General features: G+C 65.5%; 24 protein-coding genes and 1 riboswitch. Of the genes, 17 read left to right on the top strand and 7 right to left on the bottom strand.

Annotated elements, in window-relative coordinates:
- Positions 1–325 precede the first annotated feature (325 nt).
- From L5014_RS05680 to L5014_RS05665, 4 genes are all read left to right on the top strand, one after another.
- Positions 326–1,081, top strand: a complete 756-nt coding sequence (locus L5014_RS05680; protein WP_238462610.1) for a c-type cytochrome — start codon at positions 326–328, stop codon at positions 1,079–1,081.
- 21 nt (positions 1,082–1,102) lie between these two features.
- Complete coding sequence (locus tag L5014_RS05675; protein WP_238462609.1) at positions 1,103–2,398, top strand: c-type cytochrome; 1,296 nt, start codon at positions 1,103–1,105, stop codon at positions 2,396–2,398.
- A 109-nt stretch (positions 2,399–2,507) separates the two neighbouring features.
- Positions 2,508–3,128, top strand: a complete 621-nt coding sequence (gene trhA / locus L5014_RS05670; protein WP_238462608.1) for a PAQR family membrane homeostasis protein TrhA — start codon at positions 2,508–2,510, stop codon at positions 3,126–3,128.
- A 267-nt stretch (positions 3,129–3,395) separates the two neighbouring features.
- A complete protein-coding gene (locus tag L5014_RS05665) occupies positions 3,396–5,060 on the top strand; it encodes a DEAD/DEAH box helicase (RefSeq protein WP_238462607.1) in 1,665 nt (554 codons plus the stop codon).
- 148 nt (positions 5,061–5,208) lie between these two features.
- Here the strand turns inward: L5014_RS05665 and L5014_RS05660 are convergent, their stop codons facing one another.
- Positions 5,209–6,042, bottom strand: a complete 834-nt coding sequence (locus L5014_RS05660; protein ID WP_238462606.1) for a ferritin-like domain-containing protein — start codon at positions 6,040–6,042, stop codon at positions 5,209–5,211.
- A gap of 919 nt (positions 6,043–6,961) precedes the next feature.
- On the opposite strand from L5014_RS05660, the gene L5014_RS05655 reads away from it, so the two are divergent.
- The gene (locus L5014_RS05655; protein ID WP_238462605.1) at positions 6,962–7,159 is read left to right on the top strand and encodes a hypothetical protein; all 198 of its coding nucleotides are present in this window, start codon (positions 6,962–6,964) and stop codon (positions 7,157–7,159) included.
- A 304-nt stretch (positions 7,160–7,463) separates the two neighbouring features.
- Here the strand turns inward: L5014_RS05655 and L5014_RS05650 are convergent, their stop codons facing one another.
- Entirely contained in the window at positions 7,464–7,847 is a 384-nt protein-coding gene (locus L5014_RS05650) for a hypothetical protein (protein WP_238462604.1), read from the bottom strand.
- 315 nt (positions 7,848–8,162) lie between these two features.
- Between L5014_RS05650 and L5014_RS05645 the strand changes: the two genes are divergently transcribed.
- Positions 8,163–8,849, top strand: a complete 687-nt coding sequence (locus L5014_RS05645; RefSeq protein ID WP_238462603.1) for an HAD family hydrolase — start codon at positions 8,163–8,165, stop codon at positions 8,847–8,849.
- Between the two features lie 148 nt (positions 8,850–8,997).
- Here L5014_RS05645 and ribB read toward each other — a convergent pair whose 3' ends face one another.
- Both ribB and L5014_RS05635 read right to left on the bottom strand, forming a co-directional pair.
- Positions 8,998–9,717: a 3,4-dihydroxy-2-butanone-4-phosphate synthase gene (ribB, locus tag L5014_RS05640; protein WP_238462602.1), complete on the bottom strand. Its 720-nt coding sequence runs from the start codon at positions 9,715–9,717 to the stop codon at positions 8,998–9,000.
- 172 nt (positions 9,718–9,889) lie between these two features.
- Positions 9,890–10,056, bottom strand: a riboswitch (FMN riboswitch).
- Positions 10,057–10,299: 243 nt separating this feature from the next.
- Entirely contained in the window at positions 10,300–11,001 is a 702-nt protein-coding gene (locus tag L5014_RS05635) for a helix-turn-helix domain-containing protein (protein WP_238462601.1), read from the bottom strand.
- 602 nt (positions 11,002–11,603) lie between these two features.
- Here L5014_RS05635 and miaB point away from each other — a divergent pair.
- Genes miaB through L5014_RS05615 form a run of 4 tightly spaced genes read left to right on the top strand, consistent with a single transcriptional unit; the run spans position 11,604 to position 15,401 of the window.
- Positions 11,604–12,977: a tRNA (N6-isopentenyl adenosine(37)-C2)-methylthiotransferase MiaB gene (gene miaB / locus L5014_RS05630; protein ID WP_238462600.1), complete on the top strand. Its 1,374-nt coding sequence runs from the start codon at positions 11,604–11,606 to the stop codon at positions 12,975–12,977.
- Positions 12,978–13,007: 30 nt separating this feature from the next.
- A complete protein-coding gene (locus L5014_RS05625; protein ID WP_238462599.1) occupies positions 13,008–14,135 on the top strand; it encodes a PhoH family protein in 1,128 nt (375 codons plus the stop codon).
- Positions 14,136–14,168: 33 nt separating this feature from the next.
- The gene (gene ybeY, locus L5014_RS05620; RefSeq protein WP_238462598.1) at positions 14,169–14,630 is read left to right on the top strand and encodes an rRNA maturation RNase YbeY; all 462 of its coding nucleotides are present in this window, start codon (positions 14,169–14,171) and stop codon (positions 14,628–14,630) included.
- 33 nt (positions 14,631–14,663) lie between these two features.
- A complete protein-coding gene (locus tag L5014_RS05615; protein ID WP_238462597.1) occupies positions 14,664–15,401 on the top strand; it encodes a gamma-glutamylcyclotransferase in 738 nt (245 codons plus the stop codon).
- Positions 15,402–15,428: 27 nt separating this feature from the next.
- Here L5014_RS05615 and L5014_RS05610 read toward each other — a convergent pair whose 3' ends face one another.
- The 3 genes from L5014_RS05610 to L5014_RS05600 are packed head-to-tail and all read right to left on the bottom strand — an operon-like array spanning position 15,429 to position 17,202.
- Positions 15,429–16,109 (bottom strand): DUF799 domain-containing protein, encoded by a 681-nt coding sequence (locus tag L5014_RS05610; protein WP_238462596.1) that lies wholly within the window; start codon positions 16,107–16,109, stop codon positions 15,429–15,431.
- A 10-nt stretch (positions 16,110–16,119) separates the two neighbouring features.
- Positions 16,120–16,500, bottom strand: a complete 381-nt coding sequence (locus L5014_RS05605) for a DUF4810 domain-containing protein (protein ID WP_238462595.1) — start codon at positions 16,498–16,500, stop codon at positions 16,120–16,122.
- Positions 16,501–16,551: 51 nt separating this feature from the next.
- The gene (locus L5014_RS05600) at positions 16,552–17,202 is read right to left on the bottom strand and encodes a CsgG/HfaB family protein (protein WP_238462863.1); all 651 of its coding nucleotides are present in this window, start codon (positions 17,200–17,202) and stop codon (positions 16,552–16,554) included.
- Between the two features lie 471 nt (positions 17,203–17,673).
- Between L5014_RS05600 and L5014_RS05595 the strand changes: the two genes are divergently transcribed.
- The 7 genes from L5014_RS05595 to L5014_RS05565 all read left to right on the top strand — a co-directional run bounded on the left by L5014_RS05595 (position 17,674) and on the right by L5014_RS05565 (position 26,410).
- Positions 17,674–18,567 (top strand): HlyC/CorC family transporter, encoded by an 894-nt coding sequence (locus tag L5014_RS05595; protein WP_238462594.1) that lies wholly within the window; start codon positions 17,674–17,676, stop codon positions 18,565–18,567.
- A 276-nt stretch (positions 18,568–18,843) separates the two neighbouring features.
- A complete protein-coding gene (lnt, locus tag L5014_RS05590; RefSeq protein ID WP_238462593.1) occupies positions 18,844–20,610 on the top strand; it encodes an apolipoprotein N-acyltransferase in 1,767 nt (588 codons plus the stop codon).
- A 296-nt stretch (positions 20,611–20,906) separates the two neighbouring features.
- Entirely contained in the window at positions 20,907–21,914 is a 1,008-nt protein-coding gene (glyQ, locus tag L5014_RS05585; protein WP_238462592.1) for a glycine--tRNA ligase subunit alpha, read from the top strand.
- Between the two features lie 16 nt (positions 21,915–21,930).
- Positions 21,931–24,042 carry a glycine--tRNA ligase subunit beta gene (gene glyS, locus L5014_RS05580; protein WP_238462591.1) on the top strand — a complete coding sequence of 704 codons (2,112 nt, stop codon included), beginning with the start codon at positions 21,931–21,933 and terminating at the stop codon, positions 24,040–24,042.
- Between the two features lie 31 nt (positions 24,043–24,073).
- The gene (gene gmhB, locus L5014_RS05575) at positions 24,074–24,637 is read left to right on the top strand and encodes a D-glycero-beta-D-manno-heptose 1,7-bisphosphate 7-phosphatase (protein WP_238462590.1); all 564 of its coding nucleotides are present in this window, start codon (positions 24,074–24,076) and stop codon (positions 24,635–24,637) included.
- Positions 24,638–24,669: 32 nt separating this feature from the next.
- Complete coding sequence (locus L5014_RS05570; RefSeq protein ID WP_238462589.1) at positions 24,670–25,431, top strand: lysophospholipid acyltransferase family protein; 762 nt, start codon at positions 24,670–24,672, stop codon at positions 25,429–25,431.
- A 67-nt stretch (positions 25,432–25,498) separates the two neighbouring features.
- Positions 25,499–26,410 (top strand): M48 family metallopeptidase, encoded by a 912-nt coding sequence (locus L5014_RS05565; protein WP_238462588.1) that lies wholly within the window; start codon positions 25,499–25,501, stop codon positions 26,408–26,410.
- Positions 26,411–26,511 lie beyond the last annotated feature (101 nt).

Here is a 26,511-nt window from a genome sequence, read left to right as displayed (position 1 = left end):
ACCGTGAACGAATCGCGAACGAACCGCGCACGAAACGCGACCCCCGATGCGCACGGCATGCAGTGACGCGCAAGCAGGGTCAATCCCGAGTCGCGGATCGGCCAACAGGTGCAGAATCATAACCGGCGACGTTGCGACCCTCTGCCGCAATCGTGTTCGGGCAAGCCCGTGTAGGCGGCTCGATGGCACGTGTGGCAAATAGTCACTATCAGGCCGCGATGATAGAATCTGCCGCGTCGCCGCAGCGCGCACGGTGTTCTGTTTTTTCAGCGCGCGCAGCCTACAAGCCGGGTCGTTCGAAGCCTGGTCAGGTCCACGATAAAGAATGGAGTCACGCGTGTCCCCAAGACGTATCTCCAGACCGCTCATTGCGCTCGCCGCGCCGCTTCTGGCCGCATTGCTGTTCGGCACGACCGGAATCTTCAGCGCAGCGTCCGCCCAGACCCCACAGCCCAAAGCCCCCGACACGATCGCCTCGCGCGTGCAGGGCTGCACCGCGTGCCACGGCACGCACGGCCAGGGGACCGACAACGACTACTTCCCGCGCCTCGCCGGCAAGCCCACGGAGTATCTGTACAACCAGTTGATGAATTTTCGCGAGGGTCGCCGCAAGTACCCGCCGATGAATTACCTGGTCACCTATCTCTCCGACGACTACCTGCACGAGATCGCGACGTATTTTGCGCAGCAGCGGCCGCCCTATCCGCCGCCCTCGAAGCCGGCGGTCGGCGACAGCACGCTCGCGCACGGTCGCCAGATCGTGCTGCACGGCGACCCGGCGAGGCAAGTGCCCGCGTGCGCGGCCTGCCATGGCGCGAAGCTCACCGGCATGGAGCCCGCCGTTCCGGGTCTCGTCGGCCTGCATTCGGACTACATCAGCGCGCAGATCGGCGCCTGGCGCTCGGGATCGCGTCACGCCAAGGCACCCGACTGCATGCATGAGGTCGCCACGCGCCTCACGGATGACGACGTGAACGCGGTCGCGGCCTGGCTCTCGACGCAAAGCGCGCCGCAAAATCCCGTGCCGGCACCCGCTGGCTCGTTGAAGACGCCGCTTGCATGCGGCAGCGAACCGCAATAAGGCGCCGGGGGAGACAGCCATATGAACCGCAAGTCCCTGTTCGCACTGTCCGCAGTCGTCGTCACCGCCGCCGCCGCGCTCGTGCCGGTGCTGTGGACCGGCACCGACTATCTGCGCAACAACTCGGCGCAGGCGGCCACGCCCGTCGATCAGTCCGATCTCATCAAGAAGGGCGAGACGCTCGCCCGCGCCGGCGACTGCGTTGCCTGCCACACGGTGCGCGGCGGCAAGACCTTCGCGGGCGGCCTGCCGATGGCGACGCCGTTCGGCACGCTCTATACACCGAACATCACGCCCGACGACAAGTACGGCATCGGCAAATGGAGCTCCGACGACTTCTACCGCGCCATGCACACGGGCCGCTCGAAGGACGGCAGCCTGCTCTATCCGGCCTTCCCGTTCACGAGCTACACGAAGGTCTCGCGCGCCGACTCGGACGCGATCTACGCGTACCTGCGCTCGGTGGAGCCGGTGAGCGTGCCGAGCCGCCCGCACGAGCTCAAATTCCCGTTCAACAACCGCAATCTGCTGATCGGCTGGCGCACGCTGTTCTTCCGTGAAGGCGAGTACAAGCCCGACCCGACCAAGTCGGTCGAATGGAACCGCGGCGCGTATCTGGTCGAGGGCCTCGGCCACTGCGGCATGTGCCACACGTCCATCAACATGATGGGCGGGCCGGTCAACTCGTCCGCGTTCGCAGGCGGCCTGATCCCGTTGCAGAACTGGTACGCGCCCTCGCTGACCTCGAGCGAAGGCGGCCTCGGCGACTGGGACATCAAGGAGATCCAGAGCCTCCTGAAGACCGGCGTCTCGGAACGCGGCGCGGTGTTCGGCCCCATGGCGGACGTGATCCATAACAGTCTGCAATATCTCCCGGAAGACGATATCCAGGCGATGGCGACGTACCTCAAGACGATTCCGCAAAAGAAGGAAGCGCCTGAGACCATGCAAATGGAAACGTCCGAAGCGTTCGGAGGCGAACTCTTACAGCAAGGCCAGAAGATCTACCATGACCAGTGTGCAAAGTGTCACGCGGAGAACGGCCTCGGCATGCCGCCGAATTTCCCGCCGCTCGCGAACAATCAGTCGATCCAGATGCATTCGGCTGTGAATCCGATCCGCATGGTGCTCAACGGCGGCTATCCGCCCAGCACGCAGGGCAATCCGCGCCCGTACGGCATGCCGCCGTTCGCGCAATCGCTGTCCAACCAGGAAGTGGCGGCGGTCGTGACGTTCATCCGCATGTCGTGGGGCAACAAGGGCACGCCGGTGTCCCCACAACAGGTGGCCGATCTGCGCTCCGCGCCGCTCGACTGACGCCCGCCTGCTATAGTGGCGTCTGCCTGATGAGGGCGCAGCCGGCGAAACACCGCCGGCTGCGCCCTTCGCCATTGTGATGGGGCAAGAAGAACAAGGAGTGGTCGTCATGAACGCGGGTGAGCGTCTGAACAGCATTACGCACCTTGCGGGCGCGTTGCTGTCGGTCGCGGGACTGGTTTCGCTCGTGACGCTCGGCGCGCTCGATCATGATGCGTACAAGGTCGTGAGCTTCGCCGTCTACGGCGCCATGCTGTGCGCGCTGTACACGGTTTCCACGCTGTACCACAGCGTGCGTGCGCCGCGCATCAAGGCCGTGCTGCAGAAGTGCGATCATGCCGCAATCTATCTGCTGATCGCGGGCAGCTATACTCCGTTCTCGCTCGTCACGCTGCGCGGGCCGTGGGGCTGGTCGCTCTTCGGCGTGAGCTGGGGGCTTGCCGTGTTCGGCATCGTGCAGGAACTCACGCTCGGGCGCCGCACGCGCATGCTCTCAATGGTGCTTTACGTGGTCATGGGCTGGCTTGCGCTGGTTGCGGCCGGACCGCTTCTCGGCGCGCTGCCGACCGCCGGCACCGCGTGGTTGCTGGCAGGCGGCATCATCTATAGCGCCGGCATTTATTTTTTCGTCAACGACGAACGCATCCGGCACGGACATGGTATCTGGCATCTGTTCGTGCTCGCCGGGAGCGTCTGTCAATTCGTGAGCGTCGCGGCCTACGTCGCGTGATGCGCCCCGCCGGGACCTCCACCGGGCGGACAAGGCACACGAAGCAAATGCGAAGACCATCGCGCGGCGGCCGCAGTGTCCGCGGCCGCGCGATGCAACTTTACGCCAGCCGGCGGGTCTGCATAGACCGCCGACACGCGGCGCGCGCACTGGCGCGCCGTCCGAATGAACGCGAGCGGGCGCAACCGCATCTCGTGCGCCGCGCCGTGCTGTTGCCTCGGCCAGCAGCGCCTTGCCGCTCGCGCCACTGCAATACAACAGGTGTTTATGTCTTTCGATTCTCTCGGCTTGTCCGAACCGCTGGTCCGTGCCGTCAACGAACTGGGTTACACCACCCCCACGCCTATCCAGTCGCAAGCCATTCCTGCCGTGCTGAACGGCGGCGACCTGCTCGCCGGCGCCCAGACTGGCACCGGCAAGACCGCCGGCTTCACGCTGCCCATCCTGCAGCGTCTGTCCGACATGCCGCCGGCAGCAGGAGCCAGGCGTGTCGTGCGCGCGCTCATTCTCACGCCCACGCGCGAACTGGCCGCCCAGGTCGAGGAAAGCGTGCGCGCCTACGGCAAGTATCTGAAGCTCAAGTCGACGGTGATGTTCGGCGGCGTGGGCATCAACCCGCAGATCGACGCCCTCAAGCGCGGCGTGGACATCGTGGTCGCGACGCCGGGCCGTCTGCTCGACCATATGCAGCAAAAGACCATCGATCTCTCGCAGATCGAGATCCTCGTGCTCGACGAAGCCGACCGCATGCTCGACATGGGCTTCATCCACGACATCAAGCGTGTGCTCGCGAAACTGCCGCCGAAGCGCCAGAACCTGTTGTTCTCGGCCACCTTCGCCGACGAAATCAAGGCGCTCGCCGACAGCCTGCTCGACTCGCCCGCGCTCATCGAAGTCGCGCGCCGCAACACCACGGCGGAAACCGTCGCACAAAAGGTCTACCCCGTCGATCGCGACCGCAAGCGCGAGCTGCTCACGCACCTGATCCGCCAGCACAACTGGTTCCAGGTGCTCGTGTTCACGCGCACCAAGCACGGCGCGAACCGCCTCGCCGAGCAACTCACGAAGGACGGCATCAGCGCGCTCGCGATCCACGGCAACAAGAGCCAGTCGGCCCGCACGCGCGCTTTGAGCGAGTTCAAGGACGGCACGCTGCAGGTGCTCGTGGCCACGGACATCGCCGCGCGCGGCATCGACATCGACCAATTACCGCACGTGGTCAACTTCGACCTGCCCAACGTGCCCGAGGACTATGTGCACCGCATCGGCCGCACGGGCCGCGCGGGTGCGACCGGCGAAGCGGTCTCGCTCGTCTGCGTGGACGAGCATCAGCTTCTGAAAGACATCGAAAAACTCATCAAGCGCGCGGTGCCGCAAGAGGTCATTGCGGGCTTCGAGCCGGATCCGAACGCGAAACCCGAGCCGATCCTGCGCCGTGGCCAGCAGCAAGGCCGCGGGCAGCGTCAGGGACAAGGTCAGGGGCGCGGTGCCTCGGGCAATGCCGGCAATGCGGCGGCCAAGCCGGCGCCGGGACGCGAGGCTCGTGGCGGTGGGCGCGAGGGTGGCCGTGATGGCGGCCGAGACAGCGGCCGCGCGCAGGCGGCCAACGGTGGCGGCAATCGTCAGAACAACAGTGGCAACGCCGCTGGCAATAATATTGGCAACAGCGGTGGAAACAACGGCGGCCAGCGCCAGGCCAAGCCCGCCGCGCCGAACGGCGTGCGCACCGCCAAGCCAGTGAAGCAGCAAGGCGCGAATCACGGTGCGCAGGGCGGTCGTGGCGAGCATACGCACCGCGAAAGCCAGCGCGGCGTGTCGCACGAAAGCGCGCTGGGCCGTCCGCAGCGCAAGCCGCAATCGAATCCGGGTGCGCTGCTGGGTGGCCGCCCGGGCGGCTCGCGCCGCGACGGCAACGGCCAGCGCGACCGTTAATCGAGATTAGTGCAGCGCGCGAGCGACGCCTCGCGTCGCCCGAACGCACAAAGGCCCGCTTTTTAGCGGGCCTTTTGCATTTTCTGCCGGACCTCCTGCCGCCGCCCTGCCTGGCAAGCGCAAGGCGGCGCGTGCACAAGGCGGTGCTTCAGCGGAAGAACACGTGCTGCGTGATCTTCGCGAGCGGATAGTGCACGCCGGGCTGAATCTTCGCGGGAATGTCGAGCGGCTTGAGCAGCATCTTCACGCACATGTCGGCGGAAAGATTGTGGCGCACGAGCTTGTTCACGCGCGCCGTCAGCTCGCGATTGTAGGCGTGATCCTTCACGCGGTCGGGATAGCGAATTGCGAACACATGACGCAACGCGATCTCCGAGTCCTCGTTCTTGATCTCCATCACGCGACGCATGAGCGCGCCGAGCACGGCGAGGCGCCCGTGGCCTTCGACCTGGTTGTACTTCTTGAAGTAGCGGAAAAAGTGCTTGTAGTGGCGCACTTCGTCGCTGCGGATGTTATCGGTGATCTCCTTGAGCACCGGCTCGTTCGAGCATTCGCCGATGGCTCGATAGAGCGTGGCCGTGCCCGTCTCCACCACGCAGCGCGCGACCATCTCGAGCGCGCGCGTCCGCTCGAACTCCTCGAACGAACAGGTCTTCGAATACTCATCGAAGAAGTTGCGGAACGCCGTGTCCCAGTCGAACTCGGGCCACACGTGCTGGATATAGGTCTTCAGCGCACGGCCATGCTGAAGCTCCTCGTGCTCCCACTCGTTGTTGAGCCAGTCGGAGACTTCCGGGTCGCCGTTGAAGAATACGCTGAGGTTGCTCGTGTACAGGTCCGAGCCGCTTTCAATAAACGACGACGCACACAGCAGCAGCAGCAGGTCTTCGTTGGCGCGGGCACTCTGACGGTCGATCCGCGTGAGGTCGATATCTTCGATACGCCAGGGCATTACGTGGCGAGGCTCAATGTCGTTGCGCATTCTGTCTTGCTCCAAAGCGGCAGCTTTCCGCGCGGCCCGCCACCGGTTCGACGACCCGGTCCTGCGTTCCCGCCGCGTAGTGAAAGGCACCAGCCGTGATTACTTCATCTTAGATCTTGTTTCGCGAAGCTGCAGTCTGAGAGCACAGACCAATCCCGCTTGCAGCAGTTCCGGGAAGAGTCGACTTGTAAGGCGCCTGCGAGCGCATTGTCATGCTCTCATCCGACACTCATGCGCGTGAAGGCGGGTGGACCGGGCAGCCACGCGCCGGGCACAAACCATCGCGCCGGCTTGCATCCGATGCCCGCAAAGCCGCATACGGTGGGCCTGGCGCAGTCTGCGGCATATCGGAAGACTCGCTCTCGCGACCAATGCGCAGGCGACATCGCGCGCCTGCCCAAGCCAGCCGTGCCCTCGTGCCGAGGAATGCCTCCACGATGCCGACTTGACGGCGCGCAAATGCTTTGGCCATTGCGTGCGCGACGCACGCGTGGCAGCGGCATTGGGGGCGCGTCGGCGCGGTCAGGAGCGTCCCGCATGCAACGGCCAAGGTGTCGAATGGAATCGCCGCGCATTCCCGCACTGCGGCAAGAACCTCAAGTGAAATCAAGGTTCTGCGCGCGCGGCTCGACCGCCGCTGCGGGCACCGAATGTCAAACAGAATATTTTCGGGGTGTGATTTGTACAACGCAGGGCAGTTGACTACACTCCAGTTCCCCGGCGCAGATCCGGGCTGGATGCCGTTTGGGTTGTTTGCCGCCACCTGCTGGATCGGTGACGCACGACAGCAGACGGACCGCACATCCGGTACCCACGTCGCGCCGTTGCAGGCTTTCGCTCACGCCCACCGCATGACTGTCATCGCGCCGCCCCGTCGGCCACGATAGATGACCTCTGATGCGGCAACATGGAGAGAACGATGCTGAGTCCGCATGAATTCGCCACCCTGCTGCTAGTGAAGGACGCCCCCAACCAGATCGACATGGAACGCGAAGAACTCGACGCCCTCCTCGAACGACAGCTCGTCCAACTGGAGCGCCTCGCTTCCGGCCTCCAGCAATGGCGACTTACAGAAGTCGGCGACTCCGCGTTGCGCGCCATCAAACGATGTTCATAGCGGAGCGGGCACGCGGCGTTCGTGCTCCGGCCCGATCTCTCTACCGCTGATGTTTCGCTAATTTTTCTCGACCTGCGCGGACGCCGCAATCGTCCGCCAGTGCAGTTCGTCGAGACCTTCCCCGATGCAGGCGCACGGCTGTAGACGTACGCCTGCAGTGCATGGTCACGCGGACCCGCGCGCTTCATGCCCGCGTGACCATTTTTTTCGCGCCTGGCTACGTGGAAGGTGCGGGGCTTCTTATATCCCGCGGCTACCCGGCGCCTGTCCGGCGCGCGAGCGCTCAGGGTGCCGGCCGCCGCGCTCAGCCCCCGCGCAAAGTCGAGTCGGCCGATGCGCGCCAGGAGAGCGCCTGGGCGCGCTGCTCGTTGAGATACGCCACCCAGTCGTTGCGCGCCTGCGCGTTTGCGCCCGTGCCATGCGCGGCATATTGCTGCGCGAGACCGGCCTGGAAGTGGCAGAACTGCGTCTGCGGCAGCTTGCCGTGACGGCTCGCCACCCAGGCGTCGTAGACAGCCGAATAGACGGCCGGCGTGTCCACGCCGTAATCGACTGGCTGACCGCCGCACATCTGCTGCAACTCGGCGAACGGCGGCGCGCGCCAGCCCCCCAAGAGCCCCGGCGTGCCGGCGCATCCGGCACACCCGATGGCCAGCACCGCTGCGCCGATCATCGCAAGTCCACGCATAGCGTTCCCCCTGTTCTCATTCCTTTGGTGCTGCTGGTTTCTGCTGGTTTCGATCATGTTTCGATCATGTTTCGATCACACCGGCTATTGTCGCATCGCGCGACGCGCGCCACACCCTGGCCGTACTGCCAAGGCGCAATGGGCCGCCCCTGCCACACAAATCCGCATACGCACGTTCACCGGCAGCGCGCCGCAAGAGAAGGTCGCCACGGCCGCAAAAGCACGTATCATGATGTTTTCAACCTTCCCGCCTTGCCCGGCCACGCAGGCTCCGCATGGCCCGGCCGTCCCGCCTTCCGCACTTTCGTCTTGCGCATGATCGACCATCTCATCTGCGACTGCGACGGCGTACTCGTCGACAGCGAAGTCATTGCCGACCACGTCCTCTTCGATACGCTCAGCCGCACTTTTCCCGGCGTCGACTTCCGCGCCGCCGTGGCCACCGCGTTCGGCCAGCAGACTTCGCGCTTTCTCGACGATGTCGCGGCGCGCTTCAATCTCACCCTGCCCGACCATTTTCTCGAAACAATCGATCACAACTGCGAAGTCGCCATCGCCGAATCGGTGAGCCCGATCAACGGCGTGCGCGACGCGCTGCGCCAGGTCACGCTGCCGGCTGCTGTGGTGTCGAATAGCCGGCTCACACGGGTACACGCCTCGGTGCGGCGCGCCGGGCTCGATGCGATCTTCGGCGAGCGCATCTTCAGCGCCGAGCAGGTCGCGCGACCCAAGCCTTATCCGGATATCTATCTGCACGCAGCCTCGGTGCTCTGTGTGGCGCCGGCGCGCTGCCTCGTCGTCGAGGACAGCCTCTCGGGCCTGAACGCCGCGCGCGCGGCCGGCATGAAGACGATCGCGTTCGTTGGCGCGAGCCATATCCCGTCAGGCTATGCCGACGTGCTGCGCGAGATGGGCATCACGCGCATCATGAAGCACATGGATGAACTGCCTGCGCTCGTCGAGGCCGGCGTGCGCGGCGAATTCGGCGATCAACAGTCTTAACGCCGCCCGCCTCGCCGCTGCCCATTCCGCGCTCGCGAAACGACAAACGGCGCGTGAGCCGCGAGGCCACGCGCCGTTCTAGCGACTGAAATATCAACGTCTTCCGGCCAAGCGCACCCAGGCGCGTTCCGGCCCGGCTCCGAGTGCCTTACGCAGGCTCGGCGCAGCGCTCGCGCGCCTGCGCGAGCGACTCGCGAAACGCCACCAGCTCGGCGATCGTCAGCATCGGCAGGTCGTGCCGCTTCGCGAAATCGTCGACCTGCTGGCCGCGCGCCATCGTGCCGTCCGGGTTCATCAGTTCGCACAGCACGCCGGCGGGCGCGAGGCCCGCGAGCGCGGCCAGATCGACGGTGCCTTCGGTATGGCCGCGGCGCGCCAGCACGCCGCCCGGTTGCGCGCGCAGCGGAAACACGTGGCCGGGGCGCACGATGTCGGCGGGCTGTGCGTTCGGGGCAATGGCGGCGCGGATCGTCGTCACGCGGTCGGCGGCGGACACGCCCGTGCTCACGCCCTCGCGCGCCTCGATCGACACCGTGAACGCGGTGCGGTTGCGGCTCTCGTTGTGCGCGACCATGGGCGGCAGCTCGAGCGCGCGCACCTTCTCGTCGGAGAGGCACAGGCACACGATGCCGCTGCATTCGCGGATGAACAGCGCCATCGTCGCGGGCGTGAGGCGCTCGGCGGCCAGCACCAGATCGGCTTCGTCCTCGCGGTCGTGGTCGTCCTGAAGCACGACGGGACGGCCTTCGCGCATGGCTTGCAGCGCAGCGGCAATGCGGGGCGGCACCGGTTCGGTGTCGAGCAGGGGGAGATCGTCGATGGCGTCGAGCGGCGGCTCGACAGATACGGCATTGCGGGTAAAGGACATGTGAAACGCTCCTCGCAAGAGTTGGGGCGAAAAACGTTTCAGGGCATTGCAAACAGACAGGAATCCCCGGCGCGCGACATCGGGCGTGCGAGGCCGGAGCACGACGCCGGGACGTCGCACGCAGGCCGGCGCGGGCCGAAAAGCCGCGGCGGTTGGGCAAACATGACCATCTGCACATCTTCTTCCATCCGGACTATGACCGTCGGCTCTGGCATCGCACCAGATCTGCTGACCCTGCGAGAAAGACTTCGCGCAGGCGCTCGCGGGCTCGTCGGCGTTGCCTTGCGGCGCGGCCGGCATACCGCCGGTGGGGAATTTCACCCCGCCCTGAAGACGCACTGATTACCGGTTGAACCGGCGGGCAAAGAATACAACAGGGCGCGCCATCGTGCAGCGCGGAAAAAAACGGTAGACAAGCGTCGCGCGCCGCGTCTGGTGCAGGGCAGGATACCGGAGCGCACCGTCGACGGACGTGCATGACAGATCAGCGGCGTAAAACATGGCGCATGCCGCAGTGCGCGATCCCGCCCTTAGATCCCGCCCTTAGATACCGCCCTTAGATACCGCCCTTAGATACCGCCCTTATGCAGGCAGACCAGGCTGCGCCGGCCCAACCGCCCCGGCATCCCGAGTGTCGCCCGGCAGCGGCGCGCTCCAGCGCGGCGGCGATTCGGCGTTGAGCGTCATGCGAAAGACGCGCGTCTCCGTGTCGCCGGGATTGCGCAGGCTGTGCGGCTGGTCCGCGTCGAAGACGATCGCATCGCCCGTCGCGAGCAACTGGCGCCGGTCGTGCACGCTCACCTCGAGCGTGCCGTCACTCACCACGAGGTTCACCGTTGTCCCCGGCGCGCGGCGTGTGCCCGGCTCGGTATGCAGCGGCGCGATGCGCAGCTCGTGGAATTCGGCGACGGCGGGGCCGTCCTCGGGATAAAGCGCGCGCGCCGAGTAGCGGCCATCGGCGCTCACGCGGCGCGACGCGCGATCGGCGGGCAGATGCTCGAACCCGATCACCGCATGCCGCCGCAAGAACGCCGACACCGACACCTTGAGCGCCGCCGCCACCTTGCAGAGGACCTTGATCGACGGCACGCTGCGCGCGGATTCCACCTGCGCGAGCATCGCTCGCGAGACGCCCGAGGCACGGGCGAGCGCATCGAGCGAAAGCTGACGCTCGGCGCGCAGCCGCGCGAGGTTCACGCCGACGAGATGCTCGAGCGCATCGAAAGAAGCATCGGCGCGCGCAACGGTGCCCGATTGCGTGGATGCGGTTGAATGCGTGGCCAAAGCCTGCGTGTCCCGATTATCGGTTAGTCGGGCGGCGTAAGCGCTGGCGATTTGATCATCGCCAGCGAGATGATTCGCACTCCGATGCGTGACAGGACGATCGGCCTGTGCGTCCCTCACGAACGCGAGCGTTGAATGCATGGCATGCCTCCCAGGCGCGCCGCCAAACGGCGCAAGAGCTTGAATGGAGGCAAGACTAGCATCGCGTCCGGCCGCGCCCAACGAAGTTATCTTCACACTGATATCAGCATTGCAGAGCGCGGCCTCGGGAATGCTTTTACCCCACGGCGACATTTGCGCAGCAGCCGCGCCCTGCGCTCGCCCATCCGCGCCCCCACCCAGGCAAGCGCGCCGCCCCAATCGCGTCGGCGCATAAGGCTATAATGCTGGATTGCGCTGAACAACGATTTGCGCCGCAAAACTGGCGGCAAAAACCCATAAAAGCACCACGCAAAAGCACGCGAATCGTCCCGACTGTGGTGCGCCACGGCCCGTGCGGCCCGGCCACCTGTTTCAGCCCTCTTTATCACCGTAGTCCCGAAGTGCACCCGTGCATCAACCGGACGACGCCCCCAGGTAAACCACTGCGAACGGCGACCCCGATGACCAAGAAAGTTTATGTAAAGACCTTTGGCTGCCAGATGAATGAGTACGACTCCGACAAGATGGTCGACGTACTCGGCGCCGCCGAAGGCCTCGTGAAAACCGATACGCCCGAAGACGCGGACGTGATTCTCTTCAACACCTGCTCGGTGCGCGAAAAGGCTCAGGAGAAAGTGTTCTCCGACCTCGGCCGCGTGCGCGAGTTGAAGGAAGCGAATCCGAACCTGCTGATCGGCGTGGGCGGCTGCGTGGCGAGCCAGGAAGGCGCGGCCATCGTGCAGCGCGCGCCCTATGTGGACCTCGTGTTCGGCCCGCAAACGCTGCACCGTCTGCCGCAGATGATCGATGCGCGCCGCGCCTCCGGCCGCGCGCAGGTCGACATCACCTTCCCCGAAATCGAGAAGTTCGACCATCTGCCGCCCGCGCGCGTGGAAGGCCCGAGCGCATTCGTCTCGATCATGGAAGGCTGCTCGAAGTACTGCAGCTACTGCGTCGTGCCGTACACGCGCGGCGAGGAGGTCTCGCGCCCGCTCGATGACGTGCTCACCGAAATCGCCGGCCTCGCCGACCAGGGCGTGCGCGAAGTCACGCTGCTCGGCCAGAACGTCAATGCATATCGAGGCGCGCTCACGCAAGGCGCGCACGATATCGCCGATTTCGCCACGCTGATCGAATACGTCGCCGATATCCCCGGCATCGAGCGCATCCGCTACACCACCTCGCATCCGAAGGAATTCACGCAGCGCCTGATCGACGCCTACGCGAAGGTGCCCAAGCTCGTGAGCCATCTGCATCTGCCGGTGCAGCACGGCTCGGACCGCGTGCTCATGGCGATGAAGCGCGGCTACACCGTGCTCGAATACAAGTCGGTTATCCGCAAGCTGCGCGCGATTCGCCCGGACCTGTCGCTCTCCACGGACATCATCGTCGGCTTCCCCGGCGAGACGGAAGAGGACTTCGAGAAGACCATGGCGCTCGTCGAAGAGATGAAGTACGACACGAGCTTCTCGTTCATCTACAGCCCGCGTCCGGGCACGCCCGCTGCGAATCTGCACGACGACACGCCGCGCGAAGTCAAACTCAAGCGCCTCCAGCATCTGCAAGCCACGATCGAAGAGAACGTGCAGCGCATCAGCCAGTCGATGGTCGGCCGGGTCGAGCGCATTCTGGTGGAAGGCCCGTCGCGCAAGGACCCAAGCGAGCTTTCGGGCCGCACCGAGAACAACCGCGTCGTGAACTTCCCGGCGCCGCTCGCTTCGCACGCACGCCTGATCGGCCAGATGATCGACGTGAAGATCAACCACGCCTACCCGCACTCGCTGCGCGGCGAGCTCGTGCTCGCGCACGAGGACACTTCGGCGCTCCCGCACTAAGCCGGCGCCTGAACGGAGTTCACTGATACCTTGAAGCCCAATCAGCAGCATCTGGAATTCAACGCACCGCGCGACGACAACGCGCGGCTCGCAAATCTCTGCGGCCCGCTCGACGAAAACCTGCGGCAGATCGAGCAGGCGCTCGACGTGACGCTCGCGCGACGCGGCCATCGCATTGCGATTCGTGGTCGCGGCGCGAAACTCGCGCTCGCCGCGCTCGAAAACTTCTACAACCAGGCGCGCGATCCGCTTTCCGTCGACGACATTCAGCTTGCGCTGGTCGAAGCACGGCATCCCGGCAACCCGGCGAACGATCCGCGCGGCAATGGCAATGGCGGCGTGCGTGGAAACAGCGGTGGAAACAGCGGCGGCAACAATGGCGCCGACGCCACGGAAATCGATCCGCGCTTCCGGGGCGACCCGGATCACCCGTTCGATGAGCCCGCACGAGAAGGCGTCGACGTCGAGGAACTCGGTCCGAAGCTCTACACGCGCCGCGCCGACCTGCGCGGCCGCACACCGGCACAGCGCGAGTACCTCAAGCAGATCATCTCGCACGACGTGACCTTCGGCGTCGGGCCGGCGGGCACGGGCAAGACCTATCTCGCCGTGGCCTGCGCCGTGGACGCGCTCGAGCGCGACCAGGTCAAGCGCATCGTGCTCACGCGTCCGGCCGTGGAAGCGGGCGAACGTCTCGGCTTCCTGCCCGGCGATCTCGCGCAGAAGGTCGACCCGTATCTGCGTCCGCTGTACGACGCGCTCTACGATCTGCTCGGCTTCGACAAGACGGCGAAGATGTTCGAACGCCAGATGATCGAGATTGCGCCGCTCGCCTACATGCGCGGACGCACGCTCAATCACGCGTTCATCATCCTCGACGAGGCGCAGAACACCACGCCCGAGCAGATGAAGATGTTCTTGACGCGTATCGGCTTCGGCTCGAAAGCCGTCGTGACCGGCGACACCACCCAGGTGGACCTGCCGCGCGGCCACAAGAGCGGGCTGATCGAGGCGCAGCAGGTGCTCGCCAACGTGCGCGGCATCGCGCTCACGCGCTTCACGAGCGCGGACGTCGTGCGCCATCCGCTCGTCGCGCGTATCGTCGAGGCTTACGACGCGCACTCGAAGAAAGACGAAGGCAACGGCGACGCGCGCTAAAGGCGCAAGCTAGAGCTGAAACAACGACGCACCATGGCCCGCGCACCGAAACTCAAACTGAACGTGCAGTTCCCCGCCGCGAAGGCGTTTCCCGAGCACAAGGCCGCGCTGCCACGGGCAACCGTGGCGGCGTGGGTGAAGGCCGCCCTCTTCGCCGACGCCGAGCTGACCGTGCGCTTCGTCGACGCCGAGGAAGGCCGCACACTCAACCGCACCTATCGCGGCAAGGACTACGCGACCAACGTCCTCACATTCGCCTACGCCGAGAGCGAGGACGACCCCGTGACAGGCGACCTGATCCTCTGCTGCCCGGTGGTGGAGAAGGAAGCCGCCGAGCAGGGCAAACCGCTTTCGTCGCACTACGCGCACCTGCTCGTGCACGGCACGCTGCACGCACAAGGCTACGATCACGAGGACGACGCCGAAGCCGAAGAGATGGAAGGCATCGAAACCGAAGTCCTCAACTCGCTCGGCTTTCCCGCCCCGTACAAGTAAGGCCACGCCCCTTTCCGCCCGACCCGGTCAGATATGAACGACAAGCGCGCGAACGATTCCGGTGATGTTTCAGAACCGCTGGTGGAAAGCGGAGCGCCCTCTGGTGGAGCGCCCTCTGGCGGCGCGGGCGGAACGCCCTCTGGTGCCGCCGTGCTGCCTTGCCCTGGCTATCCGCCGTCGCTAGGCGAGTCGCGCCTGCTCACCGAAGACGAATTGCGCGCCTCGCTCGGCTGCACGCTCCAGCATTGGGACGGCACGAGCGACATCTGGCTGTTCGGCTATGGCTCGCTGATCTGGAACCCCGGCCTGCCAACCATCGAAAACGTGCGTTCGCGCGTGCACGGCTACCATCGCGGGTTGTATCTCTGGTCGCGCGTGAATCGCGGCACGCCCGAGCAGCCGGGCCTCGTGCTCGCGCTCGATCGTGGCGGCTCATGCGCCGGCGTGGCCTTTCGCCTGGCCGCCGATGGCGTGATGCCGCACCTTGAAGCGCTCTGGCGCCGCGAAATGCCGATGGGTTCGTACCGGCCCGCCTGGCTGCCCTGCTCGCTCGCCGATGGCCGGCGCGTCGCGGCGCTCGCCTTCGTGATGCGCCGCGACGTGCCGACCTACACCGGCAAGCTCGGCGAAGACACGGTGCGCCAGGTGTTCGGCTGCGCCACAGGCCGCTACGGCACGACGCTCGACTACGTGCGGCGCACCGTGGAAGCCCTGCGCGAAAGCGGCATGCCCGACCGGGCGCTGGAGAGGCTGCTCGCGCGCTGCGCGTGAGCGCGCGCCCGGTTCACAGCGACAGGTTCAATCGCTGCCGTACTTCGGCGAATGCGGGCCATAGAGCAGACCGTTCGGCTGCCCTGCGGACAAGAGCCTCTGGCTCGTCAGCCCCGCCACCTCCTGGCTTTTGTCGGCGAGCGAATGCGCCACCTGCTTGACCGCCGCCTGCACCATCATGCCGATGATGCTGCCGCTGCCGAAGTCCACGTTGCCGAGTTCCTTGCCGTTGGCGCTCGCGCCGCCTTGCCAAAGCACATCGCCCGTGCCGAGGCTGACGAGCTTCGCTGTCGCCGTGACGACCGTGCTGCTGTCAACCACCCGATAGACCGAGCCGTACTGCGTGACCTTCGTGTAGAGCACCGCATCCGCGCCGAAGATCTCACGCAGCTTCTTCGGCGATGTAGCCTGCATCTCCACGGGTAGCGATATGCCGTTCTGGCGGAACGTCTCCGCCACTTCGGCGACGGGCAGCACGTAATAGCCGGACTCCGCGAGCGGCATCGTCATCTGCGAGAGCATGCCGTTCGTGGCATTCACATCGACGGTCTCGTTCAGCGGCGGCAGCACGAGAATCGAGCGCGGCTTCGCGCTCTTGAACGCGGTGTAATCGTAGCCGGCGGTTTGTTTCTGCGGCCCCACGCACGCGGCGAGCAGCGCGCAAACCGCGAGCACCGGCAGGCATTTCAGTATCGAAAATTTGAGCATGATGGCGCGCCTACTTCGAGAGGTTCTTCAGCAAAAAGTCCATGTATGCGGACGACTCTGGGAAGGCTTCCTTTTCTGCAAGCAGTTCCTGCTGCGCCTGCTGGCCCTTGCCCGCGCTCGCATAGAGCGAGCCGAGGTGGGCATGGAAGCCGGGCGGAGGCCGGTTGCCCTTCGCGCGAATCTGTTGAAGGGCTTGCTCGAGCGCCCCGATCTGCTCATCGGGGCTCGTCTGCCCTTTCAAATACGCGTAGACCTGCGGCTGATAGGCGTCCCATTGATAGAGCGTGGGTTGCGAGCGCGTCGCGCAGCCGGCAAGCAGCGCGCCAACGACAGCCAATGCGACGCCGAGCGGCACGCCGGCGGGCCGCCGCGTGATGATGGTTTTTGTCATGAGTGTGTCTTCTGTTCTAACCGGATTGATTTCCGTTGGTTTCCGCCACCGTCACTTCACAGGGGCCGGCCCAACGGCGGCCAGCGCGCCCGCGTCGACGCGTTCGGCGAGGCGGTTGACGGCCTCCTGGATTGCAAGGTCGAGCACCTTGCCGTTGAGCGTCGAGTCGTAGCCCGAGGTGCCGCCAAAACCGATCACTTCGCGGCTCGACAGGCTGTATTCGCCCGCGCCTTGCGCCGAGGCCACGACCTCTGACGTGACCGTATCGACCACGTTGAGGCTCACCTTTGCGTACGCCACCTGACTCTTGCCGCGCCCGAGAATGCCGAACAGCTGCTGGTCGCCGACTTCCTTGCGGCCAAATTCGGTCACGTCGCCAGTGAGGATGTAGCGCGCGCCTTTCACTGCCTGCGCCTGCTTCGTGAAACCGGATTCCCGGTGGATTTCGTCGAGGTTGTCCCGGTCGAGCACATTGAAGCGCCCGCTTTGCTGGAGCGCCGTGATCAGAATGGTTTTGGCCTGGCCGCCCAGGCGGTCGATGCCGTCTGTGAAAATGCCGCGCATGTAGCTCGAGCGGTTGTCGAACTTGCCGACAGCGACCGGCACGGGTTTGCCCGCGTAGGGCGTGCGCGCGGCCGCCACTTCCGGCACGGGCAGCGTGCGCGACGCTTCGGTCGCACAGCCGGCCAAAATAACGAACACGGGCGGTACGAGCCATGCCGCGCATTGCTTCGCACGCTTCTTCGATAACACCTGCAAAATGAGTCTCCTTACGCACCTGATGCCGGACCGCTTTCCCGGCCAACGACGCGCAGAACGATGTTGGGTTCCGCGCAAAGATGCGAATTAGAGCCCTTTCGCTGAAAGGAAAATGTCAAACAGTCCGCTGCGGACGACGTCCATCAAACTCAACGCGGAAATCATCCAAATCTGAAACCCGAAAGTTGGCGATATATGGCAAGCCCATCGGCGGTCGTTACCGCATGCCAGCGCCGTCGCCACGGCCCGTTGCGCAAGAAGACCGCGCCGCTAACCCGTGCGCCCCCCGGCGCCCCGCATCTGCGTTAGGATGGGGCTGCGGGCATGCCCTACACGGGCGCGCCACACGCATGTTGTATCCTTTCCTATCCGCAACAGCGCGCCCAGCCATCAAGAGGCCCCGAGCGCACCACCATGAACGACTCTTATCCCAGTCGACGACAAACCGGCAAACCGCAGGAAAAGCGCTCTCTTCTCGAGCGGCTGACCGACTTCATCTCGCCCGAGCCCGACTCGCGCAGCGAGCTTCTCGAAATCCTCCAGGACGCGCACGCGCGCAATCTGATCGACGCCGATTCGCTTTCGATGATCGAAGGCGTATTCCAGGTGTCCGAACTCTGCGCCCGCGACATCATGGTGCCGCGCGCCCAGATGGATGCGATCAACATCGCCGAGACCCCCGACGAATTCATCCCCTTCGTGCTGGACAAGGCACACTCGCGCTATCCGGTCTACGAGGGCAACCGCGACAACGTGATCGGCGTGCTGCTGGCCAAGGACCTGCTGCGCTACTACGCCGAAGAGGAATTCGACGTGCGCGGCATGCTGCGCCCGGCCGTGTTCATCCCCGAGTCCAAGCGCCTGAACGTGCTGCTCCACGACTTTCGCCAGAACCGCAATCACATCGCCATCGTCGTGGACGAATACGGCGGCGTGGCCGGCCTCATCACGATCGAGGACGTGCTCGAGCAGATCGTCGGCGACATCGAGGACGAATACGACTTCGACGAGGAAAGCGGCAACATCATCGCCTCGCCCGACGGGCGTTTCCGCGTGCGCGCGCTCACGGAGATCGAGCAGTTCAACGAGGCGTTCGGCACCCATTTCCCGGACGAGGAAGTCGACACCATCGGCGGCTTCGTCACGCATCAATTCGGGCATGTACCGCATCGCAGCGAAAAGGTGCGCATCGACGACCTGATCTTCGAGGTGCTGCGCGCCGACGCGCGCCAGGTGCACATGCTGCTCGTGCGCCGCGACCCGCTTGCGGGACAGCGCGAAGCGGCGCTGCAACCGCCGGGAACCTGACGCCCCGCGCGCTACCATCATCGCGCGCATCGAACGACGCCGGCCTGCGGGCCGGCGTTTTGCTTGGTGGCATAAGTGCCATAGGCAACCTGAGGAAACCTGAGGCAACCTGAGCGACGCGGGATCGGGCCCCAAGCGCTTGCCCCGACGCCACACAATACCGACGCGCGAAAATGCTATCGTTGCGCTCGCTGCGCGCACGGCGTGCGCAGCGAACGTTTTACAACCCGCGCCCCGAGCGCCCCTGCAGTCGGACTGCAGCGCCCAAGCACATCCATGGCCGAACCGATCGATTCCCGCACGCGCGATGGCGCGCGCGCCGCAGACAGCGCAACTACCGTGACGACTGCGACTACCGCGACTACGGCAAGCAGCGCCGTGGCGCGTCGCGCCCTGCCCGTCTGGCACTACCTGGCTGCCGCCGCACTGGGCGCGCTCAACACGCTCTCGTTCGCGCCCACGCCGCACGGCGGCTGGCTCGAAATCGCGATCTTCGCGGGCTTTTACTTCTGGCTCACGCGCACCACAGGCTGGAAGAGCGCACTCTTCACCGGCTGGGCGTTCGGCTTCGGCAACTTCGTGAGCGGCGTCTGGTGGCTCTACGTGAGCATGCACGTCTATGGCGGCATGCCCGCCGTGCTCGCGGGCACGGCGCTCGTGCTCTTTTCGCTTTACCTCGGCCTCTATCCGGCGCTCGCCGCGCTCGTCTGGTCGTTCTGCGCGGGACATGCGAGCAACGGTCTTGATCGATCAAAGGCTGACCGCCTGCCGTTTTCGCCGACATGGCATGGCGTTTTCGCATTCGCGAGCGCGTGGGCCCTCGGCGAATGGGCGCGCGGCTACGTCTTCACGGGCTTTCCGTGGCTGTCCAGCGGCTACGCGCAGGTGGACGGGCCGCTCGCCGGATTTGCGCCGATCGTCGGCGTCTATGGCGTAGGCTGGATGCTCGCACTCGTTGCGGCGCTGATCGTGCAGGCGCTCGTGCACATGCGCAAGGCGCGCCCGGATGCGTCCACACCGCCCGTGTCGCCGGTGTCATCGGCCGGCCGCGCGCCGCGCGGCGGCATGGCCACGCCCGCTGTGGCCGCGGTAGCCGCCGTGGCCGCGATCGCCGCGGGCTTGCTGCTGCCGCTCGTCAACTGGACGCACCCCGAAAACGCGCCGCTGAACGTGCGCCTCCTGCAAGGCAACGTGAAGCAGGAGATGAAGTTCTCCGAATCCGGCTTCGTGGACTCGCTCGCCGAATTCCAGAAGCTCATCACCGAAAAGCCCGCCGACCTCGTCGTCACGCCCGAGACCGCGATTCCCGTACTGATGCAGGAAATACCCGAGAAGTTCGGCCGCGATATCCGCGCGTTCGCCGACGGCACCGGCACCGCGATCCTGTTCGGCGCCGTGGGCGGCACGATCACGCCGGACCGGCGCGTGGTCGACTACACCAACAGCCTGTTCGGCATCACGCCCGGCCAGAACGGCCTGTACCGCTACGACAAACACCACCTCGTGCCCTTCGGCGAATTCGTGCCGTGGGGCTTCCGCTGGTTCGTGAATCTCATGAGCATCCCGCTCGGCGACTTCGCGCGCGGCGCACCCGTGCAGCCGCCGTTCCTCGTGCATAACCAGCCGGTGGCCGTCGATATCTGCTACGAGGACATTTTCGGCGAAGAGATCGCGCGCACCGTGCGCGAGAACCCAACCTCGCCGGGCATCCTCATCAATTCGACGAACCTTGCCTGGTTCGGCGACACGATCGCGCTCGACCAGCATCTGCAAATCGCGCGCATGCGCTCGCTCGAAACGGGCCGGCCGATGCTGCGCGCAACCAACACGGGTGCGACCGCCGCCATCGACGCGCACGGCAACGTCATCGCGCGCCTGCCCGCCTTCACCGTTGGCTCGCTCGACGTGCGCGTGGAAGGCACACAGGGCTTCACGCCCTACGTGACGAGCGGCAACAACACGGTGATCGCCGTGTCGCTGCTGTTGCTGGCGTTCGGCTTCGCGTTCGGGCCGGGCCGGCCGGGGCGCAAGAAGGGTCGATGACGCGCGAAGCGGCAGCGCCGGGCGCGGCTGCTGCGTCTTCATCACAGCACCGCCAGGCGATGCCGCTGCGACACGTCGTCAACACCGAAATCCCCTCGGAACCCCGCACCGGTCTCAACGCCGCGCCAATCCGGTAAAATTCAACGTTTTAGCACCGGGCCGCCCCTCCTGACCGGGGGCCGGGACCGCGGCACGCAAGGAACGCCACCATGCGCACAATGCCATACCTGGCCGCGCGTGGCCGCCCTTGCCGCCGCAGCCCACGCCGTTCGCCCTAAAAGACACTGCAGGCACACATGCTCACGTTTCAGCAAATCATCCTGACGCTCCAGTCTTACTGGGACAAGCAGGGCTGCGCGCTGCTCCAGCCGATCGACATGGAAGTCGGCGCCGGCACCTCGCACGTCCATACCTTCCTGCGCGCGATCGGCCCCGAGCCGTGGCGCGCGGCCTACGTGCAGCCCTCGCGCCGCCCGAAGGACGGCCGCTACGGCGAAAACCCGAACCGCCTGCAGCACTACTACCAGTACCAGGTGGTGCTCAAGCCCGCGCCGGAAAACATCCTCGACCTGTACCTCGGCTCGCTCGAAGCACTCGGCTTCGACCTGAAGCAAAACGACGTGCGCTTCGTCGAGGACGACTGGGAGAACCCCACGCTCGGCGCCTGGGGCCTCGGCTGGGAAGTGTGGTTGAACGGCATGGAAGTCACGCAGTTCACGTACTTCCAGCAAGTGGGCGGGATCGACTGCAAGCCGGTGCTCGGCGAAATCACCTACGGCCTCGAGCGCCTCGCGATGTATCTGCAAAAGGTCGAGAACGTCTACGACCTCATCTGGACCGAATGGGAAGAGGAAGGCCCGAACGGCCCCGAGCTGCGCCGCCTCACTTACGGCGACGTCTATCACCAGAACGAAGTCGAGCAGTCCACGTACAACTTCGAGCACGCGAACGTCGACCTGCTGTTCACGTTCTTCAACGCGTACGAGAGCGAAGCGAAGCGCATGATCGATCTGCAGCTCGCGCTGCCCGCCTACGAGCTCGTGCTCAAGGCCGGCCACACGTTCAACCTGCTCGACGCGCGCGGCGCGATCTCCGTGACGGAGCGCGCGGCGTACATCGGCCGCATTCGCGCCCTTTCGCGCAGCGTCGCGCAGTCGTACTACGAGTCGCGCGAGAAGCTCGGCTTCCCGATGCTCGGCAATCCGGTGCACGGCGTGCCCGGCCTGACCACCGACGAACAGGACGCCGCGATGCCCGCCTGGGCGCCGCCGCTGAAGGTCGAACGCAAGTTCGACGAGGCATGACCGGATCTTCAGAACAATGACTCAAGCTCATCACGCCACTCTCCTCGTCGAACTGCTGACCGAGGAACTGCCGCCGAAAGCCCTCGCGCGCCTCGGCGACGCGTTCGCCGAAGGCATCGCACAGCGTCTCGCCGCGCGCGACCTGATCGAAGGCGATCTCTCGTTCGAACGCTACGCCACGCCGCGCCGTCTCGCCGTGACGATCAAGAACGTGCGCAACGTCGCGCCCGAAAAGCAGGTGCGCGAAAAAGTGCTGCCCGTTTCGGTCGCGCTCGACGCCAACGGCCAGCCCACCGCACCGCTCGCGAAGAAGCTCGCGGCACTCGGCTTCCCCGACTTCCCGGTTAGCGACCTCGAACGCGCGAGCGACGGCAAGAACGAAGCGTTCTTCCTGCGCTACTCGGCGCCGGGCGCGACGCTCGCCGACGGCCTGCAAGCCGTGCTCGACGAAGCGCTCGGCAAGCTGCCGATCCCGAAGGTCATGACGTACCAGCGCCCCGACGGCAGCAACGTGCAGTTCGTGCGCCCCGTGCACCGCCTCACGGTCCTGCACGGCGAGCGTGTCGTGCCGGTCACGGCATTCGGCATCGACGCCGGCGACACCACACGCGGCCACCGTTTCCTCTCGCACGGCAACGTCGCCATCACGCAAGCCGACGACTACGCGCACACGCTGCAGCACAAGGGCCACGTGATCGCAAGCTATGCGGACCGCCGCGAAGCGATCCGCGAACAGCTCATCGAGCAAGCCGGCGACGACCAGGTCGTCATGCCCGAAGCGCTGCTCGACGAAGTGAACTCGCTCGTCGAATGGCCGGTCGTGTACGCGTGCAAGTTCGAGGACGAATTCCTGCAAGTGCCGCAGGAATGCCTGATCCTCACGATGCAGACGAACCAGAAGTACTTCGCGCTCACCGACGCCGCAGGCCGCCTGCGCTCGCGTTTTCTGATCGTCTCGAACATCGAGACCGAAACGCCCGGCGAGATCGTGGAAGGCAACGAGCGCGTCGTGCGCCCGCGCCTCGCGGACGCCAAGTTCTTCTTCGAGCAGGACAAGAAGAAGCCGCTGGCCGCGCGCGTGCCGCTGCTCGCCAACGTGGTCTATCACAACAAGCTCGGCTCGCAGCTCGCGCGCGTGGAGCGCCTCGAAGCGCTCGCGGGCGCCATCGCGCAACTGGGCGGCGCCGACGTTGCGCTTGCAAAGCGCGGCGCGCGCCTCGCCAAGGCCGACCTGCTGACCGACATGGTGGGCGAGTTCCCCGAGCTGCAAGGCACGATGGGCACCTATTACGCGCGCCACGACGGTGAGCCCGAGGAAGTGGCCATCGCGTGCACCGAGCACTACCAGCCGCGCTTCTCCGGCGACACGCTGCCGGGCACGGCCACGGGCACGATCGTCGCGCTCGCGGACAAGCTCGAAACGCTCGTGGGCATCTGGGGCATCGGCCTCGCGCCGACCGGCGAGAAGGACCCGTTCGCGCTGCGCCGCCACGCACTGGGCGTGCTGCGCATCCTGGTCGAGAAGCAACTGCCGCTCGATCTGGTCGAACTGCTGCGCACGACTTACGCGCAATTCGCCGCGAATCCTGGCATAAGCGATGCCGTGACCGAATCGACGCAAGCGATCTACGAATTCTGCATGGACCGCCTGCGCGGCATGCTGCGCGAACGCGGCTACGCGGCGCAGGAAATCGACGCGGTGCTCGCGATGAACCCCACGCGCCTCGACGATATCGTCGCGCGTCTGGACGCCGTGCGCGAATTCGCGGCGCTCGAGGAAGCGGCTTCGCTCGCGGCGGCCAACAAGCGCATCTCGAACATCCTCAAGAAGTCCGATGGCATCGAGCATGCAGACGTGCAGAGCGCGCTCTTCGTGGAAGGCGCCGAAAAAGCGCTGTTCGCGCAGCTCGAACAGGTCGCGCCGCGCGTGCAGACGCAACTGGCCGCGCGCGAGTACACCGGCGCGCTCACGGCGCTCGCGGCACTGCGCGAAACCGTCGACACGTTCTTCAATGACGTGATGGTCAACGCGGAAGACCCGGCGCTGCGAGCGAACCGCCTCGCGCTGCTCAAGGCGCTGCATCGCCAGATGAACAGCGTGGCCGACATCTCGCGCCTCGCCGCGTGATGGCTGTCGCGACACTCTACTGAACGACGCCATGCCGACCATCCCCAGCCGAAAACTCGTGATCCTCGACCGCGACGGCGTGATCAACGCCGACTCCGACGCGTTCATCAAGTCGGTGGACGAATGGATCGCGATTCCGGGCAGCCTCGAAGCGATCGCTCGCCTGAACCAGGCGGGCTATCGCGTCGCCGTCGCGACGAACCAGTCCGGCATCGGCCGAGGGCTGTTCGATACGACGGCGCTCAACGAGATGCACGCGAAGATGCAACGCCAGGCCGCCGCCGTGGGCGGACGCATCGATGCGGTGTTCTTCTGCCCGCACACCGCGCAGGATCATTGCGACTGCCGCAAGCCCAAGCCCGGCATGCTCAAGATGATTGCCGACCGCTTCGAGATCGATCCCGCGGATACGCCCGTCGTGGGCGATTCGCTGCGCGACCTCCAGGCGGGCGCGGTGCTCGGCTTTCCCACGCACCTCGTGCGCACGGGCAAAGGCGAGAAGACACTCGCGGCGGGTGGCCTGCCCGAAGGCACGAAAGTGCACACCGACCTGCGCGCGTTCGTGCTCGATTTCCTCGCGAACGAGCAGGCCTGACGCGCCCCCTGCCCCACCGAACGGTCCTACCGATGCGCTTCATCCGCTCCCTGCTGCTGTTCATCTACCTGATCGTCTACACGATCCCCTACGCGACGGCGTGCTTCATCGCGTTCCCGTTCCTGAACGCCGAGCGGCGCTACTGGATGGCCGTGGGCTGGTGCCGCTCGACAGTGTTCGTCGCGCGCTGGCTCAACGGCATCCGCTACCGCATCGAAGGCATGGAGAACCTGCCCAACGGACCCGCCGTGCTGCTCTCGAAGCATCAATCGGCCTGGGAAACGGTGGCGCTTCCCGCGCTGATGCCGCGTCCGCTGTGCTTCGTGTTCAAGCGCGAACTGCTCTACGTGCCGTTCTTCGGCTGGGCGCTGGGCATGCTGAAGATGGTTCACATCGACCGCAAGGAAGGCAAGTATGCGTTCGCCTCCGTGACGCGCCAGGGTAAAGCGCGCATGGCAGAAGGCGCCTGGGTCATCATGTTCCCGGAAGGCACGCGCACGCCGGTGGGCAAGCAAGGCAAGTACAAAACCGGCGGCGCGCGCTTTGCGATCTCCACGGGCGCCCCCGTCGTGCCGATCGCGCACAACGCGGGACGTGTCTGGCCCCGCAACTCGTTCATCAAATATGCGGGTATAGTCACGGTGTCGATCGGCAAGCCGATCGAGACAACCGGGCTCACGCCCGACCAGGTGAATACGCGCGTGGAAAACTGGATCGAAGCCGAAATGCGACGTATCGATCCTGGCGCGTATCGCGAAACGGATGGCGCATCGGCAGACGCCGCGCGGATTTGACGCTCCAGCGCTCGCGTTGTAAGCCGGCCACACGCGCCACGCACGCAATCCCGCACCCAGCCTGACGATGCAGAAGTCACCTACGCCGCGTCCCTCCGCGGCGCTCGATAACGGGCAACTCGATTTGCCGCTCTTTGCCGAGCCGGCGCCAGTTGTTGCTCCCCCCGCCCCCTCCACGGCATCGCCCTTTTCTGCACCGCCTGTCACACCTGCCACGCAATCGCCTTTCAAGCCGTCCAAGGCGCCGCTTGCGCCCGATGGCACGCGGCTGCGCACGCTCGAAATGGGGGCGCGCACGCTGCAGTATCGGCTCAAGCGCTCGTCGCGCAAGTCGATTGGGTTTGCTATCGACGGAACCGGGCTCACGATCACCGCGCCCCGGTGGGTGACGATTGCCGACATTGAAACGGCGATCGCCGAAAAGCAGCGCTGGATCTTCGCGAAGCTGGTCGAGTGGCAAACGCGCGTGGAGCAACGTGCGCTGCCGCGCGTGGAGTGGAGCGACGGCGCCGAGCTGCCTTATCTCGGCAAGCCGTTGCGCGTGAGGCTTGGGGCTTCCTTACTGGCGTTCGACGAAGCGACGCGTGTGCTGGCGTTGCCACTACCGCTTCATGCGGATACGCAGCAGATCAAGGATCGGGTGACCGGGTGGCTACAGGGCGAGGCGACGCGCGTCTTTGGCGAACGGCTTGCGGTTTATGCGGCGAAGCTGGGCGTTTCCTTTCGGTCCTATGCGCTTTCTTCGGCAATGACGCGCTGGGGGAGCTGCTCGAGCGAAGGCAGGATCCGACTCAACTGGCGGTTGATTCATTTTCCGCTTTCGGTTGTTGATTACGTTGTCGCGCATGAACTCGCGCACCTCAGAGAGATGAATCATAGTCCGCGGTTCTGGCAGACTGTGGAGTCTATCTTTCCTGAGTTCAGGGAGGCCAGGAAGCAGCTCAAGCAGCATCCGCCGGAGATGGTGCCGGGGATGTGAAGGAAGGTCGCTCGGTTCTCGCCTACCTTGACCATTGACTTGCAGCAGGCTGGAAAATTAGGAAGAGTACTATTGAATCGTCACGACACCATGTGACATGT

It is taken from the genome of Paraburkholderia tagetis (genome assembly GCF_022213065.1).
Taxonomy (GTDB): domain Bacteria; phylum Pseudomonadota; class Gammaproteobacteria; order Burkholderiales; family Burkholderiaceae; genus Paraburkholderia; species Paraburkholderia tagetis.
The sequence above is the reverse complement of the archived record's forward strand: the minus strand, read 5'-3'. Positions and strand labels throughout refer to the sequence as shown.